At 70.2% G+C, this 14,898-nt stretch carries 13 protein-coding genes, 1 tRNA gene and 1 pseudogene; 10 read left to right on the top strand and 5 right to left on the bottom strand.

The genetic code is table 11. From position 1 onward, the window contains the following. The first annotated feature begins 113 nt into the window (after positions 1–113). From ABCR83_RS30930 to ABCR83_RS30940, 3 genes are all read left to right on the top strand, one after another. Positions 114–2,138, top strand: coding sequence for a zinc metalloprotease (locus tag ABCR83_RS30930; protein ID WP_462698568.1), 2,025 nt, complete (start codon positions 114–116; stop codon positions 2,136–2,138). Positions 2,139–2,152: 14 nt separating this feature from the next. Further along, on the top strand, positions 2,153–2,761 hold the full coding sequence (locus ABCR83_RS30935; protein WP_462698569.1) for a hypothetical protein: 609 nt from the start codon (positions 2,153–2,155) through the stop codon (positions 2,759–2,761). 140 nt (positions 2,762–2,901) lie between these two features. Beyond that, positions 2,902–4,464, top strand: a complete 1,563-nt coding sequence (locus ABCR83_RS30940) for a hypothetical protein (RefSeq protein WP_462698570.1) — start codon at positions 2,902–2,904, stop codon at positions 4,462–4,464. Positions 4,465–4,507: 43 nt separating this feature from the next. On the opposite strand, the gene ABCR83_RS30945 is transcribed toward ABCR83_RS30940, so the two are convergent. Continuing rightward, positions 4,508–5,758, bottom strand: a complete 1,251-nt coding sequence (locus ABCR83_RS30945) for a hypothetical protein (protein ID WP_462698571.1) — start codon at positions 5,756–5,758, stop codon at positions 4,508–4,510. Between the two features lie 229 nt (positions 5,759–5,987). Between ABCR83_RS30945 and qcrB the strand changes: the two genes are divergently transcribed. The 5 genes from qcrB to ABCR83_RS30970 all read left to right on the top strand — a co-directional run bounded on the left by qcrB (position 5,988) and on the right by ABCR83_RS30970 (position 11,263). Beyond that, on the top strand, positions 5,988–7,655 hold the full coding sequence (gene qcrB / locus ABCR83_RS30950; RefSeq protein WP_462698572.1) for a cytochrome bc1 complex cytochrome b subunit: 1,668 nt from the start codon (positions 5,988–5,990) through the stop codon (positions 7,653–7,655). An 11-nt stretch (positions 7,656–7,666) separates the two neighbouring features. Continuing rightward, positions 7,667–7,927, top strand: a complete 261-nt coding sequence (locus tag ABCR83_RS30955; RefSeq protein ID WP_462698573.1) for a hypothetical protein — start codon at positions 7,667–7,669, stop codon at positions 7,925–7,927. 69 nt (positions 7,928–7,996) lie between these two features. Beyond that, the gene (locus tag ABCR83_RS30960; protein WP_462698574.1) at positions 7,997–8,854 is read left to right on the top strand and encodes a maleylpyruvate isomerase N-terminal domain-containing protein; all 858 of its coding nucleotides are present in this window, start codon (positions 7,997–7,999) and stop codon (positions 8,852–8,854) included. Positions 8,855–9,140: 286 nt separating this feature from the next. Further along, positions 9,141–9,656 carry a cupredoxin domain-containing protein gene (locus ABCR83_RS30965; RefSeq protein ID WP_462698575.1) on the top strand — a complete coding sequence of 172 codons (516 nt, stop codon included), beginning with the start codon at positions 9,141–9,143 and terminating at the stop codon, positions 9,654–9,656. Positions 9,657–9,799: 143 nt separating this feature from the next. Further along, positions 9,800–11,263 carry an MFS transporter gene (locus tag ABCR83_RS30970; protein ID WP_462698576.1) on the top strand — a complete coding sequence of 488 codons (1,464 nt, stop codon included), beginning with the start codon at positions 9,800–9,802 and terminating at the stop codon, positions 11,261–11,263. Between the two features lie 18 nt (positions 11,264–11,281). Here ABCR83_RS30970 and ABCR83_RS30975 read toward each other — a convergent pair whose 3' ends face one another. Further along, on the bottom strand, positions 11,282–11,998 hold the full coding sequence (locus ABCR83_RS30975; RefSeq protein ID WP_462698577.1) for a TetR/AcrR family transcriptional regulator: 717 nt from the start codon (positions 11,996–11,998) through the stop codon (positions 11,282–11,284). 93 nt (positions 11,999–12,091) lie between these two features. Between ABCR83_RS30975 and ABCR83_RS30980 the strand changes: the two genes are divergently transcribed. After that, positions 12,092–12,445 (top strand): darcynin family protein, encoded by a 354-nt coding sequence (locus ABCR83_RS30980; protein WP_462698578.1) that lies wholly within the window; start codon positions 12,092–12,094, stop codon positions 12,443–12,445. A 112-nt stretch (positions 12,446–12,557) separates the two neighbouring features. Here the strand turns inward: ABCR83_RS30980 and ABCR83_RS30985 are convergent, their stop codons facing one another. Both ABCR83_RS30985 and ABCR83_RS30990 read right to left on the bottom strand, forming a co-directional pair. After that, the gene (locus ABCR83_RS30985; protein WP_462698579.1) at positions 12,558–12,677 is read right to left on the bottom strand and encodes a zinc-ribbon domain-containing protein; all 120 of its coding nucleotides are present in this window, start codon (positions 12,675–12,677) and stop codon (positions 12,558–12,560) included. Positions 12,678–12,941: 264 nt separating this feature from the next. Then, positions 12,942–13,445 carry an SgcJ/EcaC family oxidoreductase gene (locus ABCR83_RS30990; RefSeq protein WP_462698580.1) on the bottom strand — a complete coding sequence of 168 codons (504 nt, stop codon included), beginning with the start codon at positions 13,443–13,445 and terminating at the stop codon, positions 12,942–12,944. Positions 13,446–13,660: 215 nt separating this feature from the next. On the opposite strand from ABCR83_RS30990, the pseudogene ABCR83_RS30995 reads away from it, so the two are divergent. Beyond that, positions 13,661–14,258: pseudogene (locus tag ABCR83_RS30995) on the top strand (tyrosine-type recombinase/integrase); the annotation flags it as partial. Positions 14,259–14,309: 51 nt separating this feature from the next. Here the strand turns inward: ABCR83_RS30995 and ABCR83_RS31000 are convergent. After that, positions 14,310–14,383 (bottom strand) — tRNA-Gly (locus tag ABCR83_RS31000). Positions 14,384–14,898 lie beyond the last annotated feature (515 nt).

Here is a 14,898-nt window from a genome sequence, read left to right on the forward strand (position 1 = left end):
CAGGCCGAGCGCGGGGGGGGGGGGGGGCGCGGGGGGGGCGCGCCCCCCCCCCCCCCCCCCGACAGGGGGGGACCCGCCTGAAGTGCCGAGTGCTCGCCGAGGGGGAGGAACGGATGACGGTGGTCGGAGACCACGAGGCCGGCCGCGGCCGCCATCACACCGGCGACACCACGCTGATCCAGGCCCGCACCGGATCGTCGGACGTCATGACAGGGGTCGCCGACGCCCCGGTGCCGGGGCCCGGCGGCTTCCCGTACGCGGGCCTTCGGGCGTACGAGACGGGGGAAGCCGCCGGAACACCGGCCGCGTCACCACAGCCGCCGCCCGCCGCACCCGTTCCCCGGCTCGCCGCCGGGCTGCAGCTGCACGGCGAATACCAGGGCTCCGGCTCCACCGTGCCCAAGTACCTCGCCCGGCGCGGTGACGGCCAGGTGGTGCAGCTCTCCCTGCTGCTCCACCTGGTCGCCTCGGCCATCGACGGGGTGCGCGACACCCCCGCCGTCGCCCGCCTGGTCAGCGCCGAATACGGGCGGGAGGTCAGCCCCGAGAACATCGCCTACCTGCTGGAGCACAAGCTCGGCCCGCTCGGCCTCACCGTGCCCGACGGCCGGGAGGACGACCAAGTCGACGGACCCCGCTCGGACTTGCTGCTCAGCCTCAAGGGCCACCGGGTCGTCTTCAACGAGCGGCGGACCGCCAACATCGCCAGCACGCTGGCCTGGCTGCACCGGCCGCCGGTGGTGGCACTGGCACTGCTCGCCGCCCTCGCCATGGACACCTGGCTGTTCGGCTTCCACGGCGCCATGACACCCGTGCTCAAGGTGCTCGAGCAACCCCTGCTGCTGCTCGCGGTGTTCGGCCTCACCGTGGCATCCCTGGTCTTCCACGAGTTCGGCCACGCCTCGGCCTGCCGGTACGGCGGGGCGCGCCCCGGCTGCATCGGCTGCGGGCTGTTCCTGATCTGGCCGTCCATGTACACCGACGTCACCGACGTCTACCGGCTCGGCCGGGCCGGGCGGATCCGCACCGACCTCGGCGGCGTCTACTTCAACGTCCTCTTCATGCTCGGCCTGACCGGTGCCTACTTCCTCACCGGACAGCCGTTCCTGCTCAGCGCCGTCTATCTGGGGCACTTCGAGGTGCTGGAGCAGCTGATGCCCGCCGTCCGACTGGACGGCTACTTCATCCTCGGCGACCTCGCCGGGGTCCCGGACCTCTACGGCAAGATCAAGCCGATTCTGCTGAGCATGATCCCGGGCCGCCCGCCGGAACCGGCCGTCGCCGACCTCAAGCGCTCCACCCGGGCCATCGTCACCACCTGGGTGCTGACCATGGTCCCGCTGCTGATCGCCGACCTCTGCTACGCACTGTGGAACCTGCCCCGCCTGATCGACACCGGGGTACGCTCCCTCAGCCAGCAACTCACCGGCACCTGCCAGGCGTTCGCCGACGGCCAGCTCGCCGGCGGGCTGGCCGGGGTGCTGGGCAGCCTGATGCTCATCTGCCCGCTGGTCGGCATGACCTATCTGTCCATCCGGCTCACCGGACGGCTTGCCCGCAACGCCCTGCGGGCCACCGCCGGCCGCCCCCTGCTGCGGACCTGCCTCGCACTGACCGTGGCGGGCGCGGCCACCGGGCTGGGCTTCGCCTGGTTCAGCGGGGTCACCCCCAAGCCGCTGCCCCCCGCCCCGCCGATCGCCCCCATCCTCCAGCCCCATGTGCCCACCGCACCCCCCTCGCCCCTCGGCCGTGCCCCCGGCCGCGGGCACCTCGCGGACCCGCGGCCCGTACCGGCCGGACGGCCGGACGGCCGGGCACCGCTGCCCTGGCACCCGCCCACGGCCGTGCCCGTCCCGCTGCTCCCGCCCACCCCGCCGCCCGCCGCCGCCCCGGTCCGGACCGGCACCGACGTCCCGCGGCCCACCGCGCCACCCAGCCCCACCGCCACCCACACCGTGCCCGCACCGAAGCCGGCGCCCTCGCGCACCCCGCCCCCGGCGCCGGTACCCACGAGCGTCCCGCACCCGTCGGCCCCGGCGACCGCCCCGGCGCCCAAGCCCACCGCCGGCGCCCCGGCAACGCCGCACCCGCCGGTCGCCACCACCCCGGCGGCCCCGCCGCCGCCCGTACACCACTGAACCCGGAGGATCCCATGAGCACCATCCACCGCTATACGCTGCGCCTCGGCCTGCTCGCGGCCGGAGTCGCCACCGCCGCCACCGCCATGCCCGCCCAGGCCGCCGAGGCCGTCCTGCAGGCCCGCGACAGCGTGCGGACCACGGCGAACCACGGGCGGCACAGCCAGTTCCGGGACGGCTTTGACATCCACCAGCTGGGCAAGGTCGGCGCGGCGAGCGTCCGCAACCAGGCCCTGGCCACCGGCGTGGGCTGTACGGCGGACGACGCCTGCCGGTCGGTGGCCCTCTCCTTCCAGATCGTCACCCTGGCGGGCGAACACTTCCACCTCAATGCCGTGAACGACGGCCGGGCCGTCAATGACCACTGCACCGGCTGCCAAACCCTGGCCGGCGCCTACCAGTTCATCGTCGCCACCCCCGAGCCCACCCGCCTGGACCGCGCCACCCGGCGCCGGCTCGCCGACATCCACCGCCGACTGGACGCCCTCGGCCGCTCCACGCTCCCGGCCGCGGAACTGAAGAAGCAGGCCGACGCCCTCGCCGCCCAGGTCACCACGGTGCTCAAGAACGCCCGCGCTGAGGTGACCGTCCACCGCCACCTGCAGGGCTGGCCGGGCCACTGACGGGATGTCAACGGCGCGTTAAGAGCAAGGTGAAGTGGCGTCAGGGACGCGTCAACGCAGGTTATCCGGCCACCCCAGCAGCCGCAGACTGCCTTCGCACGGGGGACGTACGGCCCTCCGCGGCGTGACGGGGAGGGCGCGTGACCAGCACCGCCGGTACGGCACAGAAACCGAAGGCGGTCGGTCCGGACACCGCCACCACACCGCACGCCCCGGCCGTACCACGGCCGCGCCCGGGCAGCCGCTCCCCCGGCGGCCCGCCGCGGCCGGAGCACCCGGCACGGCGAATACGCCGGGCCGCGGCCGAGGCGGGCCGGCGCCGGACGGCGACGGTACCGGCCCGGCTGCGGCTGCTGCGCACCGTGAACCTGCTGGTGGCCGGTGCCCTCGGCGTGCTGCTGGTGGTGTCCGGGACGGCGCTCTCCGGCACCTGGTCCACGGTGACCGACAGCGACGCGCCACGCACCCGCAGCGCCGCGGACCTCAACCTGGCCCTCAACGACATGGACGCCCAGGCCGCCAACATCCTGTTGTCCAGCGGTTCGGGCGGCCAGGACCGCAATGCCGTCTCCTACGACAAGGCCGTCCGGGTCTACGACGAGGCCCGGCGCACCGCCGGCCATCAGCTGCGCGCCCTCGCCGTGGCCGTCGACGGGGACCGCGCCGCCGAGCACACCGTGGAGAACCTCACCGACGGCTTCGCCCGCTACCAGGAGGTGATCGGCCAGGCCCGGGAGGACGACCGGCGCCCCGACGGCAAGAGCGCCGCGATCGCCAACTACCGGACCGCCACCGACCTGCTCCGGCGGGAGCTCCTGCCGCATGCGCGGACCCTGGTGGACACCACCGACTCCGCCTTCCTGGCCGAGCACGACGCCGCACAGTCCCGGCTCACCGCGCAGCTGGCCACCGCGGTGGCACTGGGCGTCCTGCTGCTGGCCGGGCTGGGGGTGCTGCAGTGGTACCTCACCCGCAGCTTCCGGCGAGTGGTCAACCCGGCGCTGGCCGCCGCCACCGTGTGCGCCATCGCCGCGGTCGTCCTCGGCTGTTCGCTGTTCGACCGGGCGTCCGGCCAGCTGCGGGTGGCCCGGCACGACTCCTTCGACTCCGTGGTCGCGCTCTCCCGGGCCCGGGCCATCGGCTATGACCTCAACGCGGACGAGAGCCGCTACCTGCTGGACGCCGGGCGCCGCGAGGACTACCAGCGCTCCTACTTCGAGAAGTCCCAGCAGCTCTACGGCGTCCGGGGGGCCACCCTGGCCGGCTATGCGGACGGGCTGGACAGCACCTGGCAGGCCTACCGGGCCCGCCATGACGACCTGCGCTTCACCGGCGAGTTCCGGCGCGAGATGGACAACATCACCTTCGCCGGGGAACGCGCGGCCGCCGAGCGCACGGTCGAGACGTACTCCGTCTACCAGCGCGACGACCGGAAGATCCGCTCCCTGGTCGCGGCGGGGCGGCTGCGGGAGGCCACCGAGTTCGGGATCAGCTGGGACCCGGGCAAATCCAATGCGCACTTCGAGGCGTGGATGGCCGCGCTGGGCAAGGACATCGACATCAACGCGGCCGTCTTCACCCAGAAGGCGCGGGAGGGGCGGGACGATATCTCTGTGCTGCTCCCGGCCGCCGGGGGCGCGCTGCTGGCGGCGGCCGCGCTGATCGTGCTGGGACTGCGGCCGCGGCTCGCCGAGTTCAGGTAGCGGGGGCCGTCAGGTAGCCGGGGCAGTCAGGTAGCCGAGGCCGTCAGACAGCCGGGGCCGGTGCGGGCCGCTCGGGGAGCAGCTCCAGGATGCGCCTCAGGTGGTGCGGATCGGTGACGATCGACAGGCGCTCGTCGCCGCGGGCGAGTTGGGCCAGCTGCAGATTGCGGGCGTAGGCGCGTTTGCCCCAGCGGTCGGTGGGGGTCAGGTGCAGCAGCCGGACGTCCGACAGCCGGTACTCCTCCAGCGGGATCCGCCGGGCCAGCTTGCCCATCCCGGTGGAGGGGGCGGCGTACAGGGAGCCGTTCTCCAGGGCCAGGGTGTTCACCGGGGAGTGCGCGGGCGAGTAGCGGGCGTCGCCCGGTAGCAGGCCGGCGAATTCGACCCGTTCGCCCCGGGCGAGCGCGGCGGACTCCGTCCGGCCGCCATGGCGTTGCCAGGGGAGCAGGATGCCCTCGGCCCCGAAGAGCCGGTCGAGCCGGGGGGAGAAAACGGCGGGGTCCCGGCCCGGGCGGGCGCCCAGCCGGTGACGGTAGACCGCGCGGCCCGCCGCTCGTGCGGTGAAGGCCAGGCCGGTCAGCCAGAACGGCACACCGGCCTGGACCGGCAGGCCGAGGACGCTGGTCACCAGCAGGGTCAGCAGGATCCAGCAGCCCGCCGTGAGCACCACGGGGTGCAGGACATCGGCCTTGGGGTTGGCGGTGCAGCCGAGACCGGTGGTGCGGCCCAGCCGGAGCACCCCGCAGTACAGAAGGGCGCCGCCGAACGTCAGGCCCAGCAGCGCGCCCGTGGCGAAGAAGAGTTCGCCGTGGTCCACGTCGGTGACCCCGAGGCGGTGGTCGCCCACGGTCATGGCGACCACCCGGTCCCGCCACACCGAGATGGTGGCATGGTCGCCCGGCCGCCAGTGCGCGGCCGCGTCGTCGTCCTCGCCGCGGTACTCCACCCTGCCCAGCCGCAGGGCGCTGTGCGAGAAGGCGACATAGCCGGGGTCGTTCCGGGCGCCGAGGTGCACCTCGGCCACGGTGGCCGGGTACTGCCGGAGGCAGTCCTCGGCCGGGCCGGGCCTGCTGTCCGGGGCGCACGGGGTGGCCGCACGGTAGTCCTCGGCGTCGGACATCGCGCCGGGCAGGGCGGTGCACAGCCAGAGGCCGCCGGCCAGCAGCGCGCAGCCGAGGAGGGTGAAGAGCACGCCGACGGTGCGGTAGAAGGCGCCGCGGCGGTGCAGCGGAGTGCGGTGGCCCAGCTCCGGAAATCCATCCGCGTCGGGACAGGAGAAGGTGCTGCTGTTCACCAGGCAGAGGGTACGGCCGTGAACTCGTGCGAACCCAGTGCCGGGGAGGGGGACGACGACACTCCCCGGCAAATACCGCGTTCCTTGACGAACATGTGAAAGATGTCACTGGACAAGCGTGGAGATTCCCGTTGAAGACCGGGCGAATCCGAACATTCTTACGCGAGTGTCATCGCCTGAAGCGCCGCCCGGACCGCCACACATCCACACAACGAGTAGCCGGGGCAATATGTCGAAAGAATCTGCGGCCGGGTCGGCCTCCACCGCTCAGGCGCCCGTGGGCGAGAGGATCGCCACCTGGGCCGACGGCCGCGTCGGGCTGTTTTCGCTCGCCAAGGCGAACATGCGGAAGATCTTTCCCGACCACTGGTCCTTCATGCTGGGGGAGGTTGCTCTCTATTCCTTCATCCTCATCATTCTGACCGGTGTTTACCTGACGCTGTTCTTCAAGCCCAGCATGAACGAGGTCGTCTACCACGGCCGTTACACACCGCTGAACGGCATCGCCATGTCGGAGGCGTTCAGGTCGACGATGGACATCAGCTTCGACATCCGCGGGGGTCTGCTGCTCCGCCAGCTGCACCACTGGGCGGCGCTGGTCTTCATCGTGGCGATGCTGGTGCATATGATGCGGGTCTTCTTCACCGGAGCGTTCCGCAAGCCCCGGGAGCTCAACTGGCTCTTCGGCGCCGGGCTGTTGTTCCTCGGCATGTTCGACGGCTTCATGGGCTACTCGCTCCCCGACGACCTGTTGTCCGGCACGGGCATGCGCTTCATGGAAGGCGCGGTGCTGTCGCTGCCGATCGTCGGCACCTATCTGGTGATGTTCATCTTCGGCGGCGAATACCCCGGCCACATCTGGGTGCCACGACTCTTCACCGTCCATGTCCTGCTGATCCCCGGCATCATGGCGGGGCTGCTGGTGGCCCATCTGATCCTGGTCTTCTACCACAAGCACACCCAGGGCGTGGGGCCGGGCCGGAACAACAACAATGTGGTGGGGATGCCCCTGTTGCCGGTCTATATGGCCAAGGCCGGCGGATTCTTCTTCCTGGTCACCGGTGTGGTGTCGGTCATGTCCGCGATCGCCCAGGTCAACCCCATCTGGGGGTACGGACCTTACCGCCCGGACCTGGCGACCACCGACGCCCAGCCCGACTGGTACATGGGCTATTCCGAGGGCCTGGTCCGTGTCATGCCGGGCTGGGAGCTCAATTTCTGGGGGCACACCCTGGAACTCGGGGTGCTCATCCCGGTGTTGGTGTTCCCCATGGTGCTGCTCGTCCTGTGGTGCTATCCGTTCTTCGAGGCCTGGCTCACCGGGGACAAACGCGAACACCACATCACCGAGCGGCCCCGCAACAATCCGTCGCGCACCGCCTTTGGCGCGGCCTGGGTCGCCGAGTATGTGCTGCTGCTGGTGGGCGGCGGCAACGACCTGTTCGCGATCAAATTCCATGTGTCGCTCAACGCGATCACCTGGGTGGTCAGGATCGGCTTCTTCGTACTGCCCGTCCTGGTCTTCGTCGCCACCAAGCGGATCTGCCTGGGCCTGCAACGCCGTGACCGGGAGAAGGTGTTGCACGGCCGGGAGTCCGGCATCATCGTGCGGGTTCCGCACGGCGAGTTCATGGAGATCCATGAGCCGCTGGCCCAGGCGGACCTCTACTCCCTCACCGGGCATGAGCAGCCCAGACCCCGTGAACTCCGGGCGGAGGTCGACGAGAACGGCATCCCGCGCAAGATCGGCCTGCTGGAGAGAGCGCGAGTCCGGCTGTCCCAGGCCTACTTCGGCGAGGGGGGCCAGATCCCCAAGCCGACGGCGGAGGAACACCGGGAAATCGCCGAAAGCCATCCCCATCACCACCACGAGCAAGTCGCCGAGGCCCGCCGCTGATCAGGCGGCCGGTGAGACTCACCCGGGGCGGCCGCCCCTGCCCGTATGGACTGCTGCTGCCGGTGGCGCGCGTCGCCACCGACACGGCCGCCGAGGAGATCCGTCGGTTCCTGGACATCTGCGGCATCCGTTCCACCACCGCTCCCTGTTCGCGGCGGCGGTCGCCCTGGCGGCTTCAGGTGCTGGTCTTCGCCGAGGACGCCGGGCGGGCCCGATGCCTGGTCGACGAGTGGACCCTGCCGGCCGACACCCCGCCCCCCGAACGGTCCTGACGCGACCCCTACCGCACCGGGGAACCCGGCGGTAGCCTGCGGGCTCGTCCGCCGTCAGAGGGGTGCGCCATGGGCACCGTCGACCGCTTCGACCCCGTCGCCGAGCACCGGAAGACCCGCGCCGCGCTGAGGACGGTGATCGCGCGCCTGGTCCGATTGCTGGGCGAGGTACGGGATATGGAAGTGCCCTCCGGCGTCCCGGTGTGGACGGTGGGCGATGTCGGGGCGCACCTCTGCGCCGCGTACCTGGCATACGGCTCCGCCTTCACCCAGGAGTTCACGGACTGGGACAGCGTCCTGCCGCCCGGCGACGGCTCGTTCAAGGAGCGGCTCACGGCCGTGAACGCCAAGTCCATCGGCCTCCTCGGCGAGGACGAGCGCACCCGCCTGGGCGACCTGGTCGCCGAGCGGGGCGAAACCTTCCTGCGCGCCACCGAAGACCTCGCTCCGGACACTCCCGTCCCAACCCCCTGGTATGGACCGGAAGTTGTGCTGACCCTGGCGACGGCCACCGGGCTGATGCTCAGCGAAAGCCTGCTGCACGGCCTCGACATCGCCCGTGGCGCCCGGCTCTCCTGGACGATCGGACCGGACGAGGCCCGTCTGGTACTCGGCCAGTCGATGCCGACGATGATGCCGCTCGCCCTGGACCAGGCAAAGGCGAAGGGCGTCTCCATCGCCTTCGACCTTGCCGTCAAGGGCGGCCCGCGCCTGGCCGTCGTCGTCGACGACGGGACGGCCACGGTGACCCGCGACGCACCGCCAGGTGCCTACGACTGCCGGATAACGGCGGCACCGACCGCGTTCCTGCTGGTCTCCTTCCGCCGCACCCCGATCTGGAAGGCGATCGCCCAGGGCCGGATGCGAGCTGGCGGCCGCCGACCGTGGCTCGCCCCGCGCCTCAGCACACTGATCGCCGCACCTTAGGGGGTGTCCGATGGGTCGCGCTGCGCCGCACCGGAGCGCCCTGCCGACAACTGCTCGAGAATTCCGCTCGATTATCGCGCACCGCTGTTTCTTCATGCCGCGGAATTCTCCTTGTCGAACCATCAACATTCGCTGTTCCACAAAGGTGTAGGTGGGCAACCGATAGTGATTCGCCGCGTCTTCAGTCGGGAGATCCGCAGGAGTAGATTGGTAATCCCCCTGGGTGTGTGACCTGCAGCCAGCCGGTCGCACACCGGACCGGCGGAATGATTGGAGGTCCGGGGTCATGAATTCCAGAACAAGCATGGATACAGCAAGCAACTGGCGCCGCCGCCGCATCACCAAGGTGCTGGCAGGCGCCACCGTTGTGTTGGGCGTGGCGACGCTCGGCGCTTGGAGCGACTGCGGTTCGGGCGGACACCATGCTCACCGGGCGCCTTATGCCGCATCCTCCATGTACATGCGCTCCTCGTATATGGGCTCCTCGTATATGGGCTCTTCCATGTACATGGCCGCACCGACCCAGCCCTCCACGGCCAATGCTCCTGCCGCACCCGCTGCCGCGAACAAGGTGTCCATCGCCGGCTTCGCCTTCTCGCCCGCGTCGCTGACCGTCAATCGCGGCACCACGGTGACCTGGACCAACAGCGATTCGGCCGCGCACAATGTGGTTGGTGGCCCGCTGAATTCGCCGACCCTGAACCAGGGTGCCAGCTATAGCTACACCTTTAAGTCGGCCGGCACGTTCTCCTACATATGCACGTTCCACCCGTTTATGCACGGCACGGTCACCGTGAAGTGAGCGTGAAGTGAGAGGGCCGCGCTCAGCCGGGTCTGCTCGGCCAGGTCGGGAGCGGAGCCCGCCGATGGGCTGTCCGGGGGATGAGGGGTGTGTACTGCGTGCCGCCGCGAGGTGTGGCGGGCGCGGTGTGCACGGTGGTCCGTATGACGGATCAGGGTGGTGGGCTGAGGGAGCGGCTGCTGAGGGAGCGCGGCCGGCCGCGTTGGGTGCGCGAGTCGGCGTACGCATGGCAGCTGGTGGTGCTGACCGTCTGCTTCGGCGCCTTCATGGGCCAGCTGGACTCGAGCATCGTCACGATCATCTATCCCAGTCTGGAGCGGGAATTCGGCGCTCCGCTCGCCACGGTGCAGTGGGTTTCGCTGGCCTATCTCCTGGTGATGACCGCCTTGCTGGTCACTGTCGGCCATGTGTCCGATCTGCTCGGCCGCAAGCTGGTCTATCTCCGCGGTTTCGCTCTCTTCACCGTCTCGTCCGCGGCCTGCTCCCTAGCGCCGAGCCTGGCCGCACTGGTGTGCTTTCGCGTGGTGCAGGCGCTGGGCGCGGCGATGACGGCGGCGAACAGCGTCGCCCTGGTCACCGTCGCCGCCCCGCGGGAGAAACTGCGCAGTGCGCTCGGCTTCCAGGCGGCCGGCCAGGCACTCGGCCTGGCCGTCGGGCCGACGCTGGGCGGTGTCCTGGTGGCCACGGTGGGCTGGCGGTGGGTGTTCTGGATCAATGTGCCGGTCGGTATCGCCGCCATGGTCATGGGCCGCTATCTGCTGCCGCCCACGGGTCGGCGAGCCACCGGCATGCGGTTCGACCTGCCCGGCATGGTCTGGCTGGTGTCAGGGGTGGCCACCCTGCTGGGCGGGGTGTCCGTCTTCTCCGGACTCCCGGTGCCGGGCTGGGCGGGCGCCGTGCTGATCGTCGTCTCCGCGGCCCTGTGGCGGGGTTTTGTACGGCGTGAGAGCCGCGCCCCCGCGCCGCTGGTGTCGGTGCGGCTGCTGCGCGACCGGCGGATCTCCTGGGGGCTGCTCGGGGCACTTGCCGGGTATCTGGTGCTGTTCGGGCCGTTGGTGCTGGTGCCGCTGGCGCTCGTCAGACACACCGGCGCGGACGAGTTGCGGGTGGGCCTGCTGCTCAGCTCGCTGGCGGCCGGATTCGCGCTTGCCGCCAATGCGCAGGAGGCGGTGCTGCCGGCCTCGTGGCCGAGTCGCCGCCGGTGTTTGGCGGGGGCCCTGCTGACCCTGGGGGCCCTGGCCGGACTGGCCTTCGCCGCCCCCCGGGACCCGTGGCTCGTCGCCTGGCTCGGCGTACTCGGTCTTGGACTGGGCCTTTTCACCCCGTCCAACAACGAGATGGTCATGGGGTCCGTGCCCAAGGAGCACTCCGGTACCGGTGGAGGAATGGTCAACATGACCAGATCGCTGGGCACTTCGCTCGGCGTCGCCCTGGTCACCCTGACCTACCACCTCGGCGGCGACCGTACCTGGGACTCGATGCTGCCGCCGCTGCCGGTCCTCGTACTGGCCATCGGCGCCGTGCTGATGGCGCTCGGCTCCGCAATGGGCGGGCGGCCCGACTCCCCTTCGCGCGGGGAACACTCGGGGAGCCGCGCTCCGGGCTGAGCTTCTCGGACTCACCGGTCAGCCGGCAGTGTCGCCCAGGGTGGTCAGGATGTCGTCGAGGGTGTGTTCGAAGAGTGGTTCGGGGTCGGTGAGAGCGAAGTCGAGGTGTCCAAAGACCTCCACGGCGACCGTTCCGTACAGGCGGGCCCAGCAGGCGACGAACACGTAGATGACCTCCAGCGGTACCGGTTCGCCGGAGAGGTGTTCGCGCACCTCCTCCAGCTGCGCCGTCCACGCGGGGTCGAGGTCGGCGGACGGGCGGATCGTTCCTCCGCGCCACATCCGGACCATGAGGTCGAGGATGACGCCGCCGAAGCGCCAGCCCGAGTCGTGCGCGACGGTCCCCGGCGAGGTGTCGGCGTCCGTGACCGGCTTGGCGAACAGCAGCCCGAACTCGCGGGGGTGGGTGAGCGCCCAGCAGCGCAGTTCGCGGCACACCTCCCGCAGCTGCCGCCCGGGCTCGGCGGCCGGGTGACGGTCGCGGGCGGCGGCCAGCGCGGCGGCCAGCTCGTCGTAGAGGGACGAGGCCAGCGCCTGGATCAGGTCGCGGTGGCCGGAGTAGTACCGGTACAGGCCGGGTGCGGTCATGCCCATCTCGCGGGCGATGGCCCGCAGGGTGACAGCACCGGGCCCTTCCTCGACCAGCAGCCGCCGGCCGGTGCGCAGGATCTCCGCCAGCGCCTCCTCGCGCACCCGGTGACGGCGGCCGGTACGGGCCCCGGCAGTGCTGGACATGGGGGTTTCAACCCGCCTTCCCTTGACAAAGTTAACGCCTATCACTTTAGCTTTCCTCTAAAGTTAACGGTGTTAACAACCTCGAGGAGTCTCATGAAGTACGGCATCGTTCTGACCTACACGGTCACTCCGCGGTGGCTGGCGCTCTCCCGCGAGGAGCGCAACGCGATGCGTGCGGCGCATCTGGAGCCGGTCTTTGCCGCCTACGCGGACCGGGTGGGGGCGCGCTTCTTCGATGCGGAGGCGTTCAACGGCCGTTGCTCGGACTTCGCCGTGCTGGAGACCGAGGATCCGGGCGCGTACTACTTCTTGATCGAGGCCCTGCGCGACACTCCCGTCATCAGCGAGGGCTACCTCACCTTCGGCGAGATCTTCCTGGGCGTCGAGGACGGCTTCCAGGCGTACGAGCAGGCCCAGGGCGCGGAGGCCGGCGTCCCACGCGGATGAGACATGAGTCCATCAGCCGGAGCTTTCCCGCTCCGGGGTCATTCCTCCGCGAGGTTTATCAAAAGGGCACCGGCTGCGCGTTCGTCGGGCGGCTCGGCGGCATTGCTGCGGATCAACGAGCCGACGAAGCCGCGCTGCCGCGGGTCTCAGCGGACCATCGCAGTTCAATGCCGCAATGCGGGCAGAAGGCGAAGTGATCAGCGATTTCCGCACCGCATGCGCACAACGACACCGTTGGCCCCTCCCCTCAACTTCCCCTCAACCTTGGCCCGCGGGGCGACCCTTATGGCTCGCGAATGGCACGGCGCCTCAGCTGGTCTAGATAATAAACAAGGCCCAGGTTACTGACCCGGGCCTTCTCCCTGGAGCAGGCGATGAGAATCGAACTCGCGCTCTGAGCTTGGGAATCACGGGGCGATCCGTCGAACGTCCGGCTGCTCATCGGCGAGGCCCCGCAGGCGCCCCGCGCGGCCCGGCATCGACGCCGAGCGCGAACTCACCCCGTCGGCACCGCCGATGAATGGTGGTTGACGATGAGCCACTTGCCCCTGCACCGTTCGTACACGAAGGTGTAGCGCGCGTCGACCTTGGACGTGCTGCCGTCCTTGTTGGTCAGCGTGAACTCGTAAAGCCCGCTGTCCACAGCATCGTTGCGGCTCAGGATCTTGATGTGGCGCTCCTGGATGCGGCCGACCGGCTTGCTCTCCAGGAAGTGCTTGAAGTAGTCGACCCGTGCCGCCCGCGTGGTGCGGATCTCGGAGGAGACGGTCGGCAGTAGCACAGCGTCCGGGGCGTACAGGCTCGCGACACGGTTCGCATTGCCGCTGGCCAGAGCCGCGTTCCAGCGGTCGAACAGGGCCTTGATCTGCCCCTTGGTGGGATGATGCCTGCCGGTTCTCGACTCGGCGGCATGCGCCGTCCCGGCTCCGGTGAACAACGGCAGCGCCAGCACGGCGACGGTGGCGACGGCGGTCGAGGTGGAGTGTCTGCGCCTCAGCATGGAACACCTCCTGCATAGGAACAGGCTCAGCCTCCCCCGGCCCCGTCGATCCCGCATGTCGGCGCAGCCCTTTCCGGTGCCCCGGCGCGGGGAACCGCGCGACCAGCCGGGACGGCCTGCAGCCGACGCACCACCCTGGTGGGTCCGGGGCGACGTCGGCTGCGGGCGCGCGTTGTGGTCGATCGCGCCGATCCGCCGATCCGCCGGACCGGCCTTGGCGGCTGATGGTCTACCTCGGAGCCTATGGTCCGGCTCGTCCGGAGGAGCAAGCCGAGCTTCGTCGGCCGGATGTCGGCTTGGAGCCCTTGGGCGTGTGGGTCCGCCGTGCCGCACCAGAGTTGTGCACCGGGCGAAGGGTCGTCGGTGACACCAAGTCGGAGGCGGGCAAACGCCTCATCGTTCTGCCGGAGTTCATGCGGAAGGACGTCGAACGGCAGCTGCGATGGTTCGCGGAGAAGGAGCCGAACGGGCTGCTCTTCGTCGGCGGACGGGGCGCTCCCTTCCGGCGCTCGACGTTCGGGCGGAAGTGGCGCACGGCTCGGGTGAAGATCGGCTTGCCGGGCGACTTCCGTTTCTATGACTCCGGCACACGGGCACACGCTCTCGACACAGTCGGGCGCCACTCTCAAGGACACGATGGTGCGTGCGGGGCAGTCGTCCGAGCGGGCGGCGATGATCTACCAGCATTCGGAGGTCGAGCGGCAGCGTGAGGTGGCCGATGGGATCGACGCCCGCGTGCGGGCGGACCGCAAGAAGGTCGCGGACGCCCGCCGCGACGACCCTTCTGGTGCGGATCTGGTGCAAGATGCCTGACGCGGTCTAGACAACGAACAAGGCCCAGGTCGCTGACCTGGGCCTTACGCCTGGAGCGGGCGACGAGAATCGAACTCGCGCTCTGAGCTTGGGAAGCTCATGTTCTACCATTAAACTACGCCCGCGAGACGCCTCGCAGGGCGTCGCACCGTCGCACACTCTACCCCATCGAAGACCCCCGGCGCACTTGCCGCAGGGGTCTTCTGGTCATGCGTGGGTGCTGTGGAAGGGATGGGGACGCGGGCGTGGGGTGCGGGAGTTGGGGCGTACCGTGAGGGGCGGAGGCCGGTCGGGGGGTGCCGGGAGTGCCATGTTCGAGCACGTCCTATAGATCCCCTAATGTGGCTTTTGTCTTTCACGTACATGGGGAAAGGGAGCTCGATGGAGCGCACCGTCGTTCGTTGTGCCGAGGGGCACGTGTTCAGCACCGCTTCGTTCCCGATGCAGAATCTCGGACCCGGCCGGCTCGGCCCCGGACGGCTCCTGCGCTGTCCGCGCTGCGCCCGGCTGCGGCATTCGGTGCCGGTGGCACTTCGGAAGCGATGATCATAAGGCGCTGGACGACAGCGAGGGCCCGGTCCTGAACGGACCCTGTTGGTTAATCCGGGCCTTGCTGTTTCGCCCCGTCGATCTTCTGGTC

The organism is Streptomyces xingningensis, assembly GCF_054957865.1.

Excerpts from the sequence above, each read along its gene's own strand:
- ABCR83_RS30965 (WP_462698575.1), top strand. The coding sequence starts at position 9,141 with ATGAATTCCAGAACAAGCATGGATACAGCAAGCAACTGGCGCCGCCGC.
- ABCR83_RS30930 (WP_462698568.1), top strand. The coding sequence starts at position 114 with ATGACGGTGGTCGGAGACCACGAGGCCGGCCGCGGCCGCCATCACACC.
- ABCR83_RS30975 (WP_462698577.1), bottom strand. The coding sequence starts at position 11,998 with ATGTCCAGCACTGCCGGGGCCCGTACCGGCCGCCGTCACCGGGTGCGC.
- qcrB (WP_462698572.1), top strand. The coding sequence starts at position 5,988 with ATGTCGAAAGAATCTGCGGCCGGGTCGGCCTCCACCGCTCAGGCGCCC.
- ABCR83_RS30970 (WP_462698576.1), top strand. The coding sequence starts at position 9,800 with ATGACGGATCAGGGTGGTGGGCTGAGGGAGCGGCTGCTGAGGGAGCGC.
- ABCR83_RS30960 (WP_462698574.1), top strand. The coding sequence starts at position 7,997 with ATGGGCACCGTCGACCGCTTCGACCCCGTCGCCGAGCACCGGAAGACC.
- ABCR83_RS30980 (WP_462698578.1), top strand. The coding sequence starts at position 12,092 with ATGAAGTACGGCATCGTTCTGACCTACACGGTCACTCCGCGGTGGCTG.
- ABCR83_RS30935 (WP_462698569.1), top strand. The coding sequence starts at position 2,153 with ATGAGCACCATCCACCGCTATACGCTGCGCCTCGGCCTGCTCGCGGCC.
- ABCR83_RS30990 (WP_462698580.1), bottom strand. The coding sequence starts at position 13,445 with ATGCTGAGGCGCAGACACTCCACCTCGACCGCCGTCGCCACCGTCGCC.